The organism is Desemzia incerta, assembly GCF_900115825.1.
GTDB classification, from domain to species: Bacteria; Bacillota; Bacilli; order Lactobacillales; family Carnobacteriaceae; genus Desemzia; species Desemzia incerta.
The window spans coordinates 18018-33496 of record NZ_FOXW01000008.1; the positions used below are offsets into that span (position 1 = coordinate 18018).

The 15479-nt window shown below is 37.6% G+C and carries 16 protein-coding genes and 2 tRNA genes; 5 read left to right on the forward strand and 13 right to left on the reverse strand.

Annotated elements, in window-relative coordinates; genetic code table 11:
• Positions 1–47: 47 nt before the first annotated feature.
• Both BM137_RS09795 and BM137_RS09800 read right to left on the reverse strand, forming a co-directional pair.
• Positions 48–725, reverse strand: coding sequence for a CBS domain-containing protein (locus BM137_RS09795; protein ID WP_092480995.1), 678 nt, complete (start codon positions 723–725; stop codon positions 48–50).
• 27 nt (positions 726–752) lie between these two features.
• Positions 753–1349 (reverse strand): TVP38/TMEM64 family protein, encoded by a 597-nt coding sequence (locus BM137_RS09800; RefSeq protein ID WP_092480996.1) that lies wholly within the window; start codon positions 1347–1349, stop codon positions 753–755.
• Positions 1350–1568: 219 nt separating this feature from the next.
• Between BM137_RS09800 and BM137_RS09805 the strand changes: the two genes are divergently transcribed.
• The gene (locus BM137_RS09805; protein WP_177192550.1) at positions 1569–2204 is read left to right on the forward strand and encodes a PepSY domain-containing protein; all 636 of its coding nucleotides are present in this window, start codon (positions 1569–1571) and stop codon (positions 2202–2204) included.
• Positions 2205–2281: 77 nt separating this feature from the next.
• Here the strand turns inward: BM137_RS09805 and BM137_RS09810 are convergent, their stop codons facing one another.
• Positions 2282–2848, reverse strand: coding sequence for a CDP-alcohol phosphatidyltransferase family protein (locus BM137_RS09810; RefSeq protein WP_092480998.1), 567 nt, complete (start codon positions 2846–2848; stop codon positions 2282–2284).
• Positions 2849–3019: 171 nt separating this feature from the next.
• Positions 3020–3688 (reverse strand): hypothetical protein, encoded by a 669-nt coding sequence (locus BM137_RS09815; protein ID WP_092480999.1) that lies wholly within the window; start codon positions 3686–3688, stop codon positions 3020–3022.
• Positions 3689–3872: 184 nt separating this feature from the next.
• On the opposite strand from BM137_RS09815, the gene BM137_RS09820 reads away from it, so the two are divergent.
• Positions 3873–3962: transfer RNA gene (locus BM137_RS09820), tRNA-Ser, on the forward strand.
• Between the two features lie 90 nt (positions 3963–4052).
• Here BM137_RS09820 and BM137_RS09825 read toward each other — a convergent pair.
• The 3 genes from BM137_RS09825 to BM137_RS09835 form a co-directional block, all read right to left on the reverse strand.
• Positions 4053–4991, reverse strand: coding sequence for a DUF975 family protein (locus BM137_RS09825; RefSeq protein ID WP_092481000.1), 939 nt, complete (start codon positions 4989–4991; stop codon positions 4053–4055).
• A 268-nt stretch (positions 4992–5259) separates the two neighbouring features.
• Positions 5260–6051, reverse strand: a complete 792-nt coding sequence (locus BM137_RS09830) for a general stress protein (protein ID WP_092481001.1) — start codon at positions 6049–6051, stop codon at positions 5260–5262.
• Positions 6052–6301: 250 nt separating this feature from the next.
• Positions 6302–6375, reverse strand: a tRNA-Arg gene (locus tag BM137_RS09835).
• A 232-nt stretch (positions 6376–6607) separates the two neighbouring features.
• Between BM137_RS09835 and BM137_RS09840 the strand changes: the two genes are divergently transcribed.
• The 3 genes from BM137_RS09840 (at position 6608) to BM137_RS09850 (ending at position 8102) form a co-directional block, all read left to right on the forward strand.
• Complete coding sequence (locus BM137_RS09840) at positions 6608–6919, forward strand: single stranded DNA-binding domain-containing protein (protein WP_092481002.1); 312 nt, start codon at positions 6608–6610, stop codon at positions 6917–6919.
• 67 nt (positions 6920–6986) lie between these two features.
• On the forward strand, positions 6987–7214 hold the full coding sequence (locus BM137_RS09845; protein ID WP_092481003.1) for a glycine zipper domain-containing protein: 228 nt from the start codon (positions 6987–6989) through the stop codon (positions 7212–7214).
• Between the two features lie 504 nt (positions 7215–7718).
• Positions 7719–8102, forward strand: coding sequence for a PH domain-containing protein (locus BM137_RS09850; protein ID WP_092481004.1), 384 nt, complete (start codon positions 7719–7721; stop codon positions 8100–8102).
• Between the two features lie 51 nt (positions 8103–8153).
• Here BM137_RS09850 and glnA (BM137_RS09855) read toward each other — a convergent pair whose 3' ends face one another.
• From glnA (BM137_RS09855) to miaA, 6 genes are all read right to left on the reverse strand, one after another.
• A complete protein-coding gene (gene glnA, locus BM137_RS09855) occupies positions 8154–9494 on the reverse strand; it encodes a type I glutamate--ammonia ligase (RefSeq protein WP_092481005.1) in 1341 nt (446 codons plus the stop codon).
• 30 nt (positions 9495–9524) lie between these two features.
• A complete protein-coding gene (locus BM137_RS09860; RefSeq protein ID WP_092481006.1) occupies positions 9525–9923 on the reverse strand; it encodes a MerR family transcriptional regulator in 399 nt (132 codons plus the stop codon).
• Positions 9924–10239: 316 nt separating this feature from the next.
• Entirely contained in the window at positions 10240–11571 is a 1332-nt protein-coding gene (gene glnA, locus BM137_RS09865) for a type I glutamate--ammonia ligase (protein WP_092481007.1), read from the reverse strand.
• Between the two features lie 158 nt (positions 11572–11729).
• On the reverse strand, positions 11730–12986 hold the full coding sequence (locus BM137_RS09870) for a methionine gamma-lyase family protein (protein WP_092481008.1): 1257 nt from the start codon (positions 12984–12986) through the stop codon (positions 11730–11732).
• Between the two features lie 8 nt (positions 12987–12994).
• On the reverse strand, positions 12995–14230 hold the full coding sequence (gene hflX / locus BM137_RS09875) for a GTPase HflX (protein ID WP_092481009.1): 1236 nt from the start codon (positions 14228–14230) through the stop codon (positions 12995–12997).
• A gap of 34 nt (positions 14231–14264) precedes the next feature.
• Positions 14265–15203, reverse strand: coding sequence for a tRNA (adenosine(37)-N6)-dimethylallyltransferase MiaA (gene miaA, locus BM137_RS09880; RefSeq protein ID WP_092481051.1), 939 nt, complete (start codon positions 15201–15203; stop codon positions 14265–14267).
• Between the last annotated feature and the right edge of the window lie 276 nt (positions 15204–15479).

A 15479-nucleotide genomic window follows, 5' to 3' on the forward strand; every position in this document is an offset into this window, starting at 1 on the left:
ACTAAAAGGAAAAGCACAAATAAAACCCTTTACGACCTGGAATAATTTTACAAATCGGACGGTGTAATGATCCCTATCGGATGTTCAGAAACTTTTCCATTTTCAGTGATCAACAAGGCGTCTAGTTTGCGATCATTTTTTAACAGATCAGCAGCAACGTCTACACTCATATCTTTTCTAACAAACAAGTAATTATTACTTTTTGAATCTTCTATCAAAATTTCTTCTGTGGTGCTCTGCCGCAGATCCGTCGTCAACAGCTCCGAATGATTGGCTAACCAATAAGCTATTCCATTTTCAGTCAATAATCCTAATAGTTTCCCTTTTTTATAGACAGGAAAGTGGGTGATTCTTTGGTTTTTGATCGTTTCCAACACTGTAGTAAACAAATCGTCTGCTTGGAAATAAACAACTTCTCTTTTGAAAGCAGGATACACTTTAGGCGGACTTTTGATTTCTGCTTCAATCATCTCGATTCGCTCAACGACTTTATCTGTCGGTACTGCTAAATATTCATTGACAGTCAGCTTCTTATGTACCAAAACATTTCTCAAGTCGGCAAATATCTGCAAATCATTCTTATACGTTTTTACTCCGCTGTTTCGGTGCTCATTTTCATCCAATAAATGATAGAAAGGCTTTTTGTATTCTTTTTCTTTGCTCAAAAAGCTTAGATGATTGTGAATACGATTGAAACTTGCTAGAAAACGTTCTGCATTTTCCATTTGTACCCTCCTTCTTTTAAACTTGCTTTAGAAAAAATCAAGCCAGTTCACGATGGTAGACCATCCTAAACTATACAATGCTATCGGAATGGGTTTACCAAATAAAATAATCAACCCAAATTTCTTTAAGGACATCTGAGTCAGTCCAGCTAAATAGCATAAAGCATCATCTGGTGCTAACGGACCAAAAATCCCGATCGCAAAAACTCTGTCAAAAACTTTACTGTCATTCAACCATTTGGAATATTTTTTGAAAATCTTTTCGTTCAGCATTTTTTCTACTAGCGGCTGTCCGTATCGTTTAGAAATCAAAAAAGCTCCGAAAGACCCTATGCAGATCCCTACATAATTATAAAATATTCCCCATACGGGACCAAACAGAATCACTCCTGCTACACAGGTTACTGCTGCAGGCAATATCGGGAGAATCACTTGCAAAAATTGAATGAAGATAAAAACGATGATGGCTTGCGCCCCAAAACTTTCTACATATTCAATTAAACTTTCACGAGAATCAAATATCCCATTGTGATACCCTAAATAAATGAATAAACCTGTTACTACCAATCCCGCCACCGTTAATAAATCAAACCAATTTAAGCGGAAGTTTTTTACGTAATTCATACATCAAACCTCTTTTTCTAAATGCCTTATCTATTATCTTACAATGATTGTACGATAAAAACACGCAGTATGCACTCCTACTTTTGTCTGATTTCACTTTTGCTGCTTATCTAATGGCTCAAAAATGTTTGAAGCAGATAAATGTTCAGAGATAGGTGTTCTTGTTATACTCTGTATAAAGAAGCGTATATTTCTATGATAAACGAAAGGATGAGGACATTGACAAACAAAACAAAGCTTACATTTTTAGCGTTGGTCAGCACAGGAATTCTAGGCGCATGTGGTTCCCAAACAGCTGATGAGGAACAAAGCAGTTCTTCACAAGTTTCTAGTGAGACCACTGAAACAGATGAGTCAAGCTCTGAATCTGCAGCTTCTTCTGAAGAAACATCTTCTAATTCAGCAACTGGGCAAGGAATCAATGAACAAGAATTTGACGTTTCTTTAGATGATGCTGTAGCTATTTACAATGAAAATCACCCTAATACTTCAATTGAATCCATTACTTTTGACGAAGATTCCGGCAAATATGAGTACGATTTTGACGGTTTCGATGACACCAGTGAATATGGACTAACAGTAGATGCTGCTACAGGAGAAGTTTCTGACAGTGAATCAGATACCGAAGACGATGATGATGATGATTCTAACGAAGCCTTAACACTAGACAACATTTTAACTCCTCAAGAAGCCATGACCGCAGCTTTAGAAGAAGTGAATTCGGGATACGTAGACGAATGGCAACTGGAAACAGACAATGGGATGACCGTTTATGAAATCAGTATAGAGGATTCTCAAGAAGACGATGATAATATCGTGTTAAATGCTGAAACCGGTGAAATCGTAGAGAGATAAAAAAACGACTGGAACGTTAACTCAACTGCCCCCTCTCAAGTAGACAGGGGGCAGTTCAAACGTCTCAGTCGTTTTTCTTATTCATTTATGTTTGTACGATGCATGTGCAGAAATATTTTTGTATAGAGCACAAAAGAAAGCAGTAAGAAAAATCCAGTAATCAGCATTAAACTGTTCGCGAAAGCTGCGCTTAAATCTGGAAATGCCACTAAAATCGTCATGCATGCATAAAAAACAGCTGTAGATACCTTCCCGTACCATAATGCCCCATCCAATTTTTTATGCTGCTTAATCAACACGATATTCCATGCCAACATAGACAATTCTTTTATCACAAATAACAATACAATAATCCACATGTATTCATATCGAACCATCAAACAAAATACAATGGCTGCTTGAGTTACTTTGTCTGCTACTGGATCAATCAATTTCCCTAGATCTGTTATCTGATTAAACTTTCTCGCAATAATACCGTCTATTAAATCTGTTACACCAGAGAAAAGGATGATCAGTCCAGCAATTCTGTAATCATTTATAGTTTCAGCGTTTAAATAATAAGAAATAAATACTGGAACTAATATCAAACGAATAATGGACAATAGGTTCGGAATGGTCCATATTTCTTTCCACTTAAAAGTCATTTATTTTCCCCCAAACAATGTGTTTATAAATCATATACTTCAATAGTACACTATTACTCGCCTTTTTACACAAAACTTCTCACTTACCTGTCTCATTTACCCGTATGTATAGCTTTTTACACAAAAAAAGTCTGGAAAATTATCTTCCAGACTTTTACTTTTCTTGAACGATTATCTTTCATCAAAATCGAACGAATCGATTGAGTAAGTAACTTTTGATAAATCGCTGACACTAAAGAAAGCTTCTTGATTTTCCATCGGAACTGTGAAGTAAGCGGGCATCACTGTGTCTGGTTCTAAAATTCCGAAAGACTTTTCAGTTAGTTCAAACGGTCTCTTATCTAAGATTACCTCTCCATCGGTTGTACTCATACTGACAGTCAAATCAATATTTGTCATAGCCATATCTGTACGGTTTACAACAATAAATACAGCTTGGACGTTATCTTGTCCTTGTTCTCCTAAAAACAATCCTGTAAAGTGAATGGCTACGTCATTTTCAATACCCAATTCAGGTGTTTGACTCATTCTCAATTGAATTTCTTGCAATAGTTTATCATTTTCTAGTGTGAACCCTTTGTCGATTTCAGATTTTTGCGGAACTAGCGGAAACTGTGTAGTAACCTCTTCTCCTGACGCACTTGCACTTTCTGATGAACTGGATTCTGATGACGCTTCAGACGAAGATGCTTGCGAACTTTCTTCTGTACTAGCCGATTCAGAAGTTTCTGCACTTGACTCTGAAGATTCGCTTGGCTGTGATTCTTCAGTCGCGCCACCCATCATGTCGCATCCTGCAAGGAATGCCGACGCCCCCAATAATAATACCCACTTTTTCATTCTAATCTCCTCCTAAAGTATGCTGCCCCTCTCCAGATAAAAGCTTATCAATCAAGAAACAATGGTTCTCTTTTTACTTCAAACTGATTATACCTTAGATTATTTGATCTTCAAAACAAAATACCCTCTAGCTTATTGTCAACTTTTTTTCTTCACGTTATAATCGATTTGTAAAAAAAATTTCGGAAGATTACCCAAGTCCGGCTGAAGGGGACGGTCTCGAAAACCGTTAGGCGATTTATGTCGTGCAAGGGTTCAAATCCCTTATCTTCCATCCGTTTCTAAGTATGAACTAAGACACAACCAACTAGCTAAAAAGTCAGCTCAAAGTTTCTAAACTCCCCTTTGAGCTGACTTTTTTAGTTTAAAATCGATCTAACCGATCATCTGATGAAGAAGATTTTTCTGTTTCTTCATAAGGGTCAATTTGTTCTGTTGCATATGTCTTTTGTTCCTCGTAGATCCCTTCGTCTGCATCCAACTCTGGGTACCCTACTAAATCCCGATAGAAAATTTGGGCAGCTGTTCTACGGTAAGGTTCAACGTACAGTGATATAAGAAACATGGCTAAACCAAAAGCCAGTACGACTAAAAGCATACCTAATAAAAAGCCAACGAATTCATCATTCGCATATATACTGACTTCTTGAAATTGATACCTGATCGTATTGACACTGCCTAAAATAAAGGCTAAAAATAATGCTACAGGAATAAGGTACCACACGATAAACGAAAATTGTAAAATGAAAAATTTCCATTTCTTGCCCTTCATCAATTCTTTGCTTCGATTGATAGCCCCAACAACATCTACTTCAGGGTCATCCTTATAAATATTGTAAGCTTGGCTGTAACTATAAGCTTTAACAATTCCGGGAATCACAAGTAATAAACTCCAAAAGAACACGAATAATCCTGTAACAATAGAAATTCCAATAACTTTAAAAAAACGTTTCGAATTGGCTGTTTGGAATATTCCTTCTACCGTCAGCTTTTCCCCATCGACCATATCCAATAATGCCCAATCATATCCCACTGCAAATACAGCGGAAATAAAACTTACTGCTATTGAACCAAAAGACGCAAAGATACTTGCTGCAGGCGATATAGTTTCAGTTCCGATAGCGTATGGATCAGATATACTTGACATGATATCAGCAAAACCTCCTCCGATACCTGTTACACCAAGTAATACCTCGTTAATAATCGTTGTTAAAATTCCTACTACAAATAAATTCAATATGGCTATTTTCCAATTGCCTGATAATCGTGCTTTTGCTTCTCGCTTAATTTCTTTATTTGTCATAACTACTCCTCCAATAATTACCTTCTTGTTTTTTATTTATGTATTGGTTTTATTATACCAAAAAAGGAATTCTTGAAGTGATGATTCAAAAGAATTCCTTTTCAGTACACTATTTTCCTTAACGATGTCGTTGTTTCTTTTTTTTAGTTCTTTTTTTCGGTCTTAAAAAGTAAATTAAAGATAACAGCAGAGAAAAATAAACGCCGATATAGCTGAAAGCAAATACCATGATCATCCTGATCATCTTCCTCACCTGCTTTCCTTTCTTTTATTTATCTTTATACTCTGATGCAGTTGTCTGATCATTTTGAAGAGGATTACTGTCTATATCCATCGGTTCTAAGCTTTGAGGCGGAATTTTAGGGTCGATGCTGGCACCCGGCGTATTGGAGTCAACAGAATTATCAGTCAATCCCTCGCGATTCAACTTCTCGTTAGCTTGCGTAACTTCGTGATTTTCGATATCACGTACTTCCTCGTCAGCATCTCGGTTTCTTTCATCAGATGTATGATTGAACTTATCTTGAACATCTGATGTTCCTTTACTTGAAGCATGGATGTCGTTTGAGCTTCTAGTAATGGCGTTATCCGCATCCATTCCTGTACCTGGAATAAGCGGATTGACGCCTCCGGGATTCTCATTGAAGTCTCCTGTTTCCCCACTGGTCATACTAGTATTTTCAGAAGGTTGAGTTGTCTGAGTTTCTCTTCCCATTGTAAAACTTGTCTTATCTTCTACAAGAAGGACGAATCCGTTATCATAAATAACCTCGTTATACTCTATGCGAGAAGGTTCATCCAAATCGTATGCCCCTAATGGATCTTTCTCATCACTGCTGCTACTTCCAAAAGTCTCTTTTATTTTATCCAACATACCTTTGTCTTCATTCTTCGTAACTGTATCTATCTTTGCTGATGTTCTTCTTTCTAATTGTTCTTTATTTTCTTCTTTGGTCAAAACGGTAATATCTTTTTCATCGTACCCCAAATCTACTAAATCTTTTATTTTATCTACTGCTTCTTCTGCCGATAAAAAACCATCTATTGCCTTATATCCCATAAAACCATCCCCCTAGTTTCTTCAACGGATTTTCTTTTAATTCACTTTTATCGTATCAAAAGAAGGGTGTATTTCCAATTAATTCGGCTTATAAACGTTTAACTCATTACTAAAGCACCGGCTGCTTAGAACATGAGATGACATATAAATAAAAAAAAAGAACCTCATAAGTGAGGTTCTTAAACGCATGGTTGTTTTACGGTTATTTCGGGCTGAATTTTGTTTAACATTATGTATCGACCCATTAGTACGTCTCAGGAGGGATTCGAACCCCCGACCGTTCGCTTAGAAGGCGAATGCTCTATCCTGCTGAGCTACTGAGACAAGTTGTTTAACCAGCGACAAGATTTATTATAGGCAATAATGAATAAAAAGTCAACAAAAAACTTATAAATATGTAAAAAATGTTTTTTATTTTATTCTTCGCCTCAATGAGTGAATTAAGAATAGTTATAAAATGTGAACAGACTATCTATTTTAATAGCTTTTTTAACATCATCTCCTTTACAAACAGAACAAACGTTCGTATAATAAAATCGAAAAGGAGGCGTCTCATTTGAACACTTCTATTATTACAGGAAAAGTCGTATCTGACATTAAAATCATCAACACTAAAAACGGCCATCCCTTCTGCAGATTTACTTTGCTGTCCAATCAACAAAAGTTCAATTGTTTGATTGCCGGAAAGAAATCTTTTAATTTTCTTTATGAAGTATCTTTGCACACAGATATCGCCATTCAGTTCACTAACAATGATCGTAATCAATTAGTCGTACAAAAATTTAAGGTTTTAAAGACCCCGACTCCCTTCAACTCGCTTTTTGAGTATAAAGGTAGAAAGATGCCTCATAAGAAAGTTATGCTGTAAGTGTATTAATAGACTACACTCGCCAACATGGTAAAATAAGACTATACACTATAAGGAGTGGTTGTCTATGAAAGATCCTAAAAATGATGAGTCAAAAAATCACGATACTGGAAAAGATGAGAGCTCTTTTCTTGCCATAGGTCTGTCGCTGGGTATTTCTATCGGAGCTGCTTTAGGTTTATTATTCGACAATTTGGCTATCGGGATCGCTCTAGGCATAGCACTTGGTATAGCACTTGGTATAGCTGTAGGCTCGAGCATAGATGCTGCAAAATCTAAACATAAGACAAAATAAAAATAGACCCTAGTTTTTATTAAGCTAGGGTCTCCTTTATTGACTTATAGTGATCAGAAAAGCACTCTCAGTTGAAAAAGAATTTTTTTCTTCATTTACTTGATTATCCTTGTAATCATACGTACATGATTACTTAACAAATACTTAAAATAATTGGGACACATTTATGTGTATAATAAGAAAATAATCATAAAGTAAGGAGCTTCTACATGGAATTGACGATATACAGCATGAAACTCAACGGATATAAATTAGAGTTGACTTATAATAGTTTAGGCTTTTGCGTGAGTTTACACTTTGGTGATGAAATACATATCTATCAATACGATGACATAATAACCGCCTTAAATAGAATGGACCATTTGATCATCTCTTTCTACAACTAACTCGATATACCAAAATAAGCTTCTGTCGATATAGAAGCTTATTTTTATTCTCCTTTTCTTTGACGTCTTTTGTTATAATACACTTTAAGAGAGTCTATTATTGAAGGAGTGTGTTGAAATGGGATTAATTGGCGGAATAATGGGCAACGCAAGCAACGTCAGCGCGGAGGATGCGCGTAAGAAATTAGACAGTGTAATTTTAGATTCCGAAGATATTGATTTAGCGTTTAAATTAGTGCGTGATTTAATTGTCTTTACCGACAAACGATTGATTATTGTCGATAAACAAGGAATGACCGGTAAAAAAACAACTTATAATTCACTGCCTTATCAATCCATTAGTCGTTTTTCGGTAGAAACTTCAGGACATTTTGATCTAGACGCTGAATTGAATATTTTCATTTCTAGCGCAGCTGAACCTGCTGTCAGTTTGCAGTTCACAAAGGATAAACACATCGAAACGATCCAACAAGCGCTGGCTTTGGCAGTTTTAGGAAAATAATCATTTCCATCTAAAAAGCGTACGAATGATAATCATTCGTACGCTTTTTGTTTAATACAATTTTAAGTATTGTTCTCTTTCCCATTGTGAAACTTGAATACGAAATGCATCCCACTCTACTCTTTTCGCATCTACGAAATTGTTGTAGATGTGTTCTCCTAAACCATCTTTGATAATCTCATCTTTCGATAGTTCTTTAACAGCTTCCATCAAGGTAGATGGCAAGTCATAAATACCATTATCGTGACGATCTTCTTCATCCATAGCATAAATATTTCTGTCAATCGGTGCTGGCAACTCTAAATCATTTTTGATTCCATCTAATCCAGCTTTCAATAAAGCAGCCATAGCTAAGTAAGGATTAGCACTTGGATCAACACTGCGCACTTCGATTCGTGTAGACATTCCTCGAGAACCCGGTATACGGATCAATGGTGAGCGATTGCGTCCGCTCCACGCAATGTAAACTGGAGCTTCATAACCCGGGACCAAACGTTTGTATGAGTTGACTGTTGGGTTGCAGACAGCCGTAAATGCCCGAGCATGTTTTAAGACGCCGGCAATGAATCCACGAGCTGTGTCGCTCAGTTCCATATCACCATCTTTATCGTAAAAGGCGTTTCCTTCTTCTGTAAAAAGAGATAAGTTGAAATGCATCCCTGAACCATTAACTCCAAATAAAGGTTTTGGCATAAAGGTTGCATGCAGACCATGTTTACGAGCGACTGTTTTTACAATCAACTTAAAGGTTTGAATGTTGTCACAAGCTTCAACAGCATTAGCGAATTTCCAATCGATTTCATGTTGTCCTGGGGCCACTTCATGATGGCTGGCTTCAATTTCAAATCCTAATTCTTCCAATTGCAATACGATATCACGACGGCAATTTTCTCCTAAGTCTACTGGCGCTAAATCGAAATAGCCGCCATGATCATTTAACTCCAGCGTTGGTTCATTATTTTCATCTAATTTAAACAAGAAAAATTCTGGTTCTGGCCCAAGATTGAATTCAGTAAATCCTAACTCTTCCATCTCTTTTAATACGCGTTTCAAGTTCGCACGCGGGTCCCCTAGAAAAGGTTCGCCATCTGGATTGTAAATATCACAAATCAAACGAGCAACTTTTCCTTTTCCTTCTCCAGCTCCCCAAGGGAAAATCAACCAAGTATCTAAGTCTGGACGTAAATACATATCACTTTCTTCGATACGTACAAATCCTTCAATAGAAGAACCATCAAACATCATTTTATTGTCTAAGACTTTTTCTAATTGACTGATGGGAACTTCTACGTTTTTGATCGTTCCTAAAATGTCTGTAAACATCAAACGTAAAAATCGTACATCCTCTTCTTTTGCAGTTTGTTCAATGTGTTCTTTCGTTATTTTTACCATAATAGCTTCTCTCCTTATAAAGGTTATTTTTTAGTGTTGATTCCGGAATGGGTTGTTCATCAATTTATTTTTATCTTTAGGAGACAAGCCGCTAATGGATAAAAATTCAGAGTATAAAATTTTTCTTACATCATCATCTGTTAATGTTTTTTCACTTTGTCTCGATTTCTCTTCTTTTTCTTTCTCTTGTAGTTCATAAATGCGCTTGATACCTGCCATATTAATTCCTTCAGCCAAATAATCCTTGATCTCGAGGAGTACATCAATGTCATTCAAAGAATACATCCGTCTGTTCCCCTCGCTCCTTTGAGGATGAATCAAATCTTGCTCTTCATAATACCGTATCTGCCTGGCAGACAAATCAGTCAGTTTTATAACTGTACCAATTGGAAAAACAGACATCGACCTGCGTAATTCTTTTTCTTTCATTTTTGTCCTCCTCTCAATTACTTTAACAGATTAACAGTTCGAAAAGCTCATGTCAACAACTTTTTTTATTTTATGTAAGGTTTTCTGACATGGAATAACGAACTTAAATAATGATAAAGGATTTTTAGTTCCGAATCTAGCTTCCTTTTTATTAGCTATACCACTTTAAGTGTTACAGCGTTGTTGTGAGTTACCAAATAAGATTAGGCGTCAAATATCCCAAACCTCAATTTTCTAACTAAAAACTAGGGAAAAACGGCAAAAAAATAAGCTTCACTAAAACAACTTGTTTTAGTAAAGTTTATTTAATCAACATTTATCGTTTAAAGTATTTCTTTTGTTCCCATGGAGAGACTTGCTCATTGTACTCTATCCATTCTTGCGTTCTAATGGTAATGAAGTTGTTGTACATATGCTCTCCCATCGCTTCTCTCATCAATGAATCTTTTTTCAAATGACTGACAGCTTCATATAAAGTCGCCGGTAGTCGTTCAATGTCTTGTTCTCCAAGTTCTGTCGAGCTCATTTGGTAAATGTTTTTCCCGATTGGATCTGCCACGACTTTATTTTCTTGGATACCGCTTAGACCTGCTTTTAACAAAACAGCCAGCGCAAGATAAGGATTGGCACTTGGATCAACGCTGCGCAATTCTACTCGTGTAGACATTCCTCTTGAAGTTGGGACACGTACCAATGGTGTGCGGTTGCTCGCACTCCAAGCAATATGAACCGGAGCTTCAAACCCTGGTGTCAATCGTTTATACGAATTCACTGTAGGATTGCAAATAGCTGTATAGGCTTTAGCATGCTTTAAAAGACCTGCAATAAATTCATGAGCTGTTTTGCTGAGTCCCATTTCATCTGCTTCATCATAGAAAGCATTCCCGTCTTTATTGAATAAAGACATATTGAAGTGCATCCCCGATCCATGCACACCATTAATCGGTTTTGGCATAAAGGATGCATGAAGTCCATGCTTACGCGCAATAGTTTTTACTACTAATTTGAAAGTCTGGATGTTGTCGCACGCTTCTACAGCATCTGCATATTTCCAGTCGATCTCATGTTGTCCAGGAGCTGCTTCATGGTGACTAGCTTCAATCTCAAAGCCTAACTCTTCCAACTGCAACACGATGTCTCGACGACAATTTTCGCCTAAATCAGTAGGTGCTAAGTCAAAATAGCCTCCATGGTCATTCAATCGATGAGACGGCTCTCCATTTTCATCCAACTTGAATAAGAAAAATTCAGGCTCTGGTCCTAAATTGAATTCTGTGAACCCTTCGTTCTCCATCTCTTTTAACACACGCTTTAAATTAGAACGCGGGTCTCCAGAAAACGGTGTGCCATCTGGGTTGTATACATCACAAATCAACCGAGCAATTTTTCCATATTCTGTATCCCACGGAAAAATAAGCCAAGTCGATAAATCTGGTCGTAATTGCATATCACTCTCTTCAACCGCCACAAATCCATCGATTGAAGAACCATCGAACATCATCTTATTGTCCAACGCTTTTTCCAATTGACTGATAGGCACTTCCACGTTTTTGATAACTCCATCAATATCCGTGAACATTAGACGTAAAAAGCGGACGTTTTCTTCTTTTGCAATTTCCATGATTTCTTGTTTTGTATGATTTTTCATTGGTTTGTAAACAAACTCCTTATTATTTTTTGTGTTTTTTGTTGCTGTTTCCTGTTTTTTCTCTATTATTAACCTAACATAGATAAGACGGATCTGTCATGGAATAAGCACTGACGACAAAAAAAGACTGGTCAAAAGCGACCAGTCTTTTACTTGACTTATTTTTCAAAGTACAATTCAGAAACAGCTGCTGTTACAGCCAATTTGACGTGCTCATAAGTCAGCCCGCCTTGGACATACAATGTGTATGGCGCACGAATCGGACCGTCCGCAGTCAATTCAATGCTTGAACCTTGAACAAAAGTACCAGCCGCCATGATCACGTCGTCTTCATAGCCAGGCATGTAAGCTCCAATCGGTGTTACATGAGCATTGATTGGGGAGTACTTTTGAATCGTTTGAGCAAATTGAACCATCTTTTCTTTTTCACCTAGTGAAATCATTTGAATCAGATCCGTACGTTTTTCATCCCATCTAGGAGTGGATGAAACGTTGCAGGTCTCTAATAAAGCCGCTGTATAAACAGCACCTTTCAACGATTCACCTACCGTATGCGGGGCCATGAAAAACCCTTGGTACATTTCAGGCAAGCTGTATAAAGAAGCACCCGCTTCACGACCGATACCCGGAGAAGTCAATCGATAGCCGCATGCTTCTACCAAGTCTAAACGTCCCACTATATACCCGCCGATTTTAGCCAATCCGCCTCCCGGATTTTTAATCAACGAACCGGCCATTAAATCTGCGCCCACTTCTATGGGTTCTTTTTCTTCTACGAATTCTCCATAACAATTGTCCACAAAAATGATCGCATCTGGAGCAATACCCCGAACAAATTGAATCATTTCTTCAATTTGAGCGACAGTAAATGAAGGTCGACTGGCATACCCGCGTGAACGTTGGATCGCAATAACTTTTGTAGCAGGCGTAATTTTTTCTTTCACCATTTCAAAATCAACACTGCCATCTTCTAAAAGATCCACGGCATCGTAACCCATGTTGTATTCTTTAAAAGACCCGATACCGTTCCCTGTTATACCAACAACTTCTAACAAAGTATCGTACGGCTGGCCAGTGATATACAGTAAGTCATCCCCTGGTCGCATAATTCCAAATAAAGCCGTGCTGATCGCATGTGTCCCTGAAATAAGCTGCGGTCGAACGATACCTGCTTCAGCTTTGAATACATCAGCGTACACTTCCTCGAGCGTGTCACGACCAAAATCATCGTAACCATATCCTGTTGAAGGAGTGAAATGGTGATCGGATACTTGTTTTTTACGGAAACTGTCTAAGACTTTCTTTTGATTGCTTAAAGCTGTTTCGTGTATTTGAGCTAAGATAGGTTGAATTTTTTCTTCCACTTCTTTGACTCGTTCTTGCAATTCTGGCGCAAATTGATTCTTCCAACTCATTCTCTTTTCTATTCTCCTATCCATTTAGACTTCGCTTTAGCGTAGCCTTTTACCACATATACATTTTTCTCTTCATCATAAACTTGCGTAGCTATTTGAGTTTCTTGTTTCAGCTGGATCAACGTATCTCCCTCATCTGCCGGGACTTCTACACGATACGGCTCCATGATTTCTTCAATTTTCTCCATCAATTGATCCAACAACAAATGAATATCGGCTTCATTTTTAGCTGACATCACAATGTTAGGGAAATAATCTGGATAAAATGGCTCAGTAATCAAATCGCTTTTGTTGTAGATTGTTAACAGCGGCAAATGATCCATTTCCAGATCAATCAGTAAGTTCATGACTGTTCGTTCATGTTCCACCATATTTTCAGCTGATGCATCTACCACATGCAGCAATAAATCGACTCCCCTGGTTTCTTCAAGCGTTGAATGGAAAGCTTCGATCAATTGCGTTGGCAGATCTTGGATGAATCCAACGGTATCCGTTATCGTCACGTTCAAACCGCTAGGCAATTTCAGTTGTCTTGTCAACGGGTCCAAAGTAGCAAATAATTTATTTTCTTCATATGTCCCGGCATCTGTCAGCTTATTTAATAAAGTTGACTTCCCTGCATTGGTATAACCAATCAATCCGATTTGGAATACATTGCTTTCTTGTCGCTGTTTTCTTGTACGAGCACGATGCTTTTCCGTTTCAGAAAGCTCTCGACGAATATCTGTGATTTGGTTGCGGATGTAACGTCTGTCCGTTTCTAATTTCGTTTCCCCTGGACCTCTCGTTCCGATCCCCCCACCTAATCTGGACAAATTGACCCCTTGACCAGCCAATCTTGGCAAGAGATACTGCAATTGAGCCAGCTCTACTTGTAATTTACCTTCTTTACTCTGGGCGTGCATCGCAAAAATATCTAGAATCAGCTGCACGCGATCGATAACTTTTGTATCTACCGCATCTTGGATATTTCTTGTTTGAGCTGGAGTCAATTCATGGTTGAAAATGACTGTATCTGCTTCTAACTCTTCCACCAGCTGCATCAGTTCTTCTATTTTTCCTTTCCCCAAATAAGTACGTGAATCAGCACGGCTTCTTTTTTGAGTGATTTGTCCGACAACTATCCCTTGAGCAGTCTCTGTTAATTGTTCTAATTCTTTTAGCGAATAATTAAAACTGTAATCTGCTTCAGTAGTCTGGACACCAACTAATATGACTCGCTCAGCTTTCTCTTGCGTCTCCATATAAACACTCCTTTTATAATTTCAACTGATCTGACTAGGTAGTTCGTAAAAAAGTTTCAGCTTCTGCAAGAACTTTTTCCAAATCTGTTGGTTGTTTTACCAAATCCCACCAACTGACCTTTTCCATTCGATTTCTAAACCAGGTTAACTGTCTTTTTGCATAACGTCTAGAATTCTGCTTGATTTGCTTAACGACTTCTTGTTCTGTCTGTTGACTCTCAAAGAAGGAGAACCACTCTTTGTAGCCGATTCCTTTAGCAGCTTGTGTATCTTGTAAGTTGGCATCATATAAAAAACGTGCTTCTTTTTCTAATCCAGCATCAATCATTTGGTCTACTCTCAAATTAATGCGTTCATAAAGAACAGATCTGTCAGTATCTAAGCCGATGATTTTCGCGTCATAAACAGCTTCTTTTATTTCCCGTTCATTTTGGTAAGCAGAAAAAGGCTGTCCCGTAACATGATACACTTCTAAAGCTCGGATCACTCTGCGTTGATTATTAAAGTGAATTTTTTTAGCCGCTTCAGGATCTATTTCATTTAACGTTTCCCACAGATAAAGATTCCCTTTCTGCTGCGCTAGAGCTTCTTGTTCTTTCCTGAAAGATGCGTCGGTCTTTCCTTCTCCTCCATAACTCACGTCATAAAGCAGGGATTCAATGTACAGCCCCGTACCTCCTGCAATGATCGGGATCTTCCCTCGAGATGTGATATCTGCAATCAAACCTTTAGCTCTTTTTTGAAAATCTGTGACCGTATAACTCTCGCTGGGATCTACTTCATCAATGAGATAATGAGGGATTCCTTCCATCTCGTCTGGCATAACTTTAGCTGTTCCAATATCCAATCCTTTATAGATCTGCATGGAATCCCCACTGATGATTTCTCCGTCTAAAGCCTTGGCCATTTCAATACTCAGACTCGTTTTCCCTACTGCTGTCGGTCCCGCAATAACAAGTATCTTAGTCTTTATAAGTAACACTCCTTTGTACTTCAATACTCAATTTTCTTCCAGAAAAACAATGTAACGGTCAAATGAGGAAACTCAATAACCTTTCTCTTATCTGCTTTATGTTTATCTTTGATGTTGAATATTGTTTCATTTCTATTTTCTACACAATTATACCATATATCCACTATGATTTACCCTCGAATAACCTGTCACCAGCTTGTCTATCAACGAAAAAACTGATTTGATTCGTTCAGTTTAAAAAAATAATCTTTTCGAATGCTTATCCGTAAAAGAATA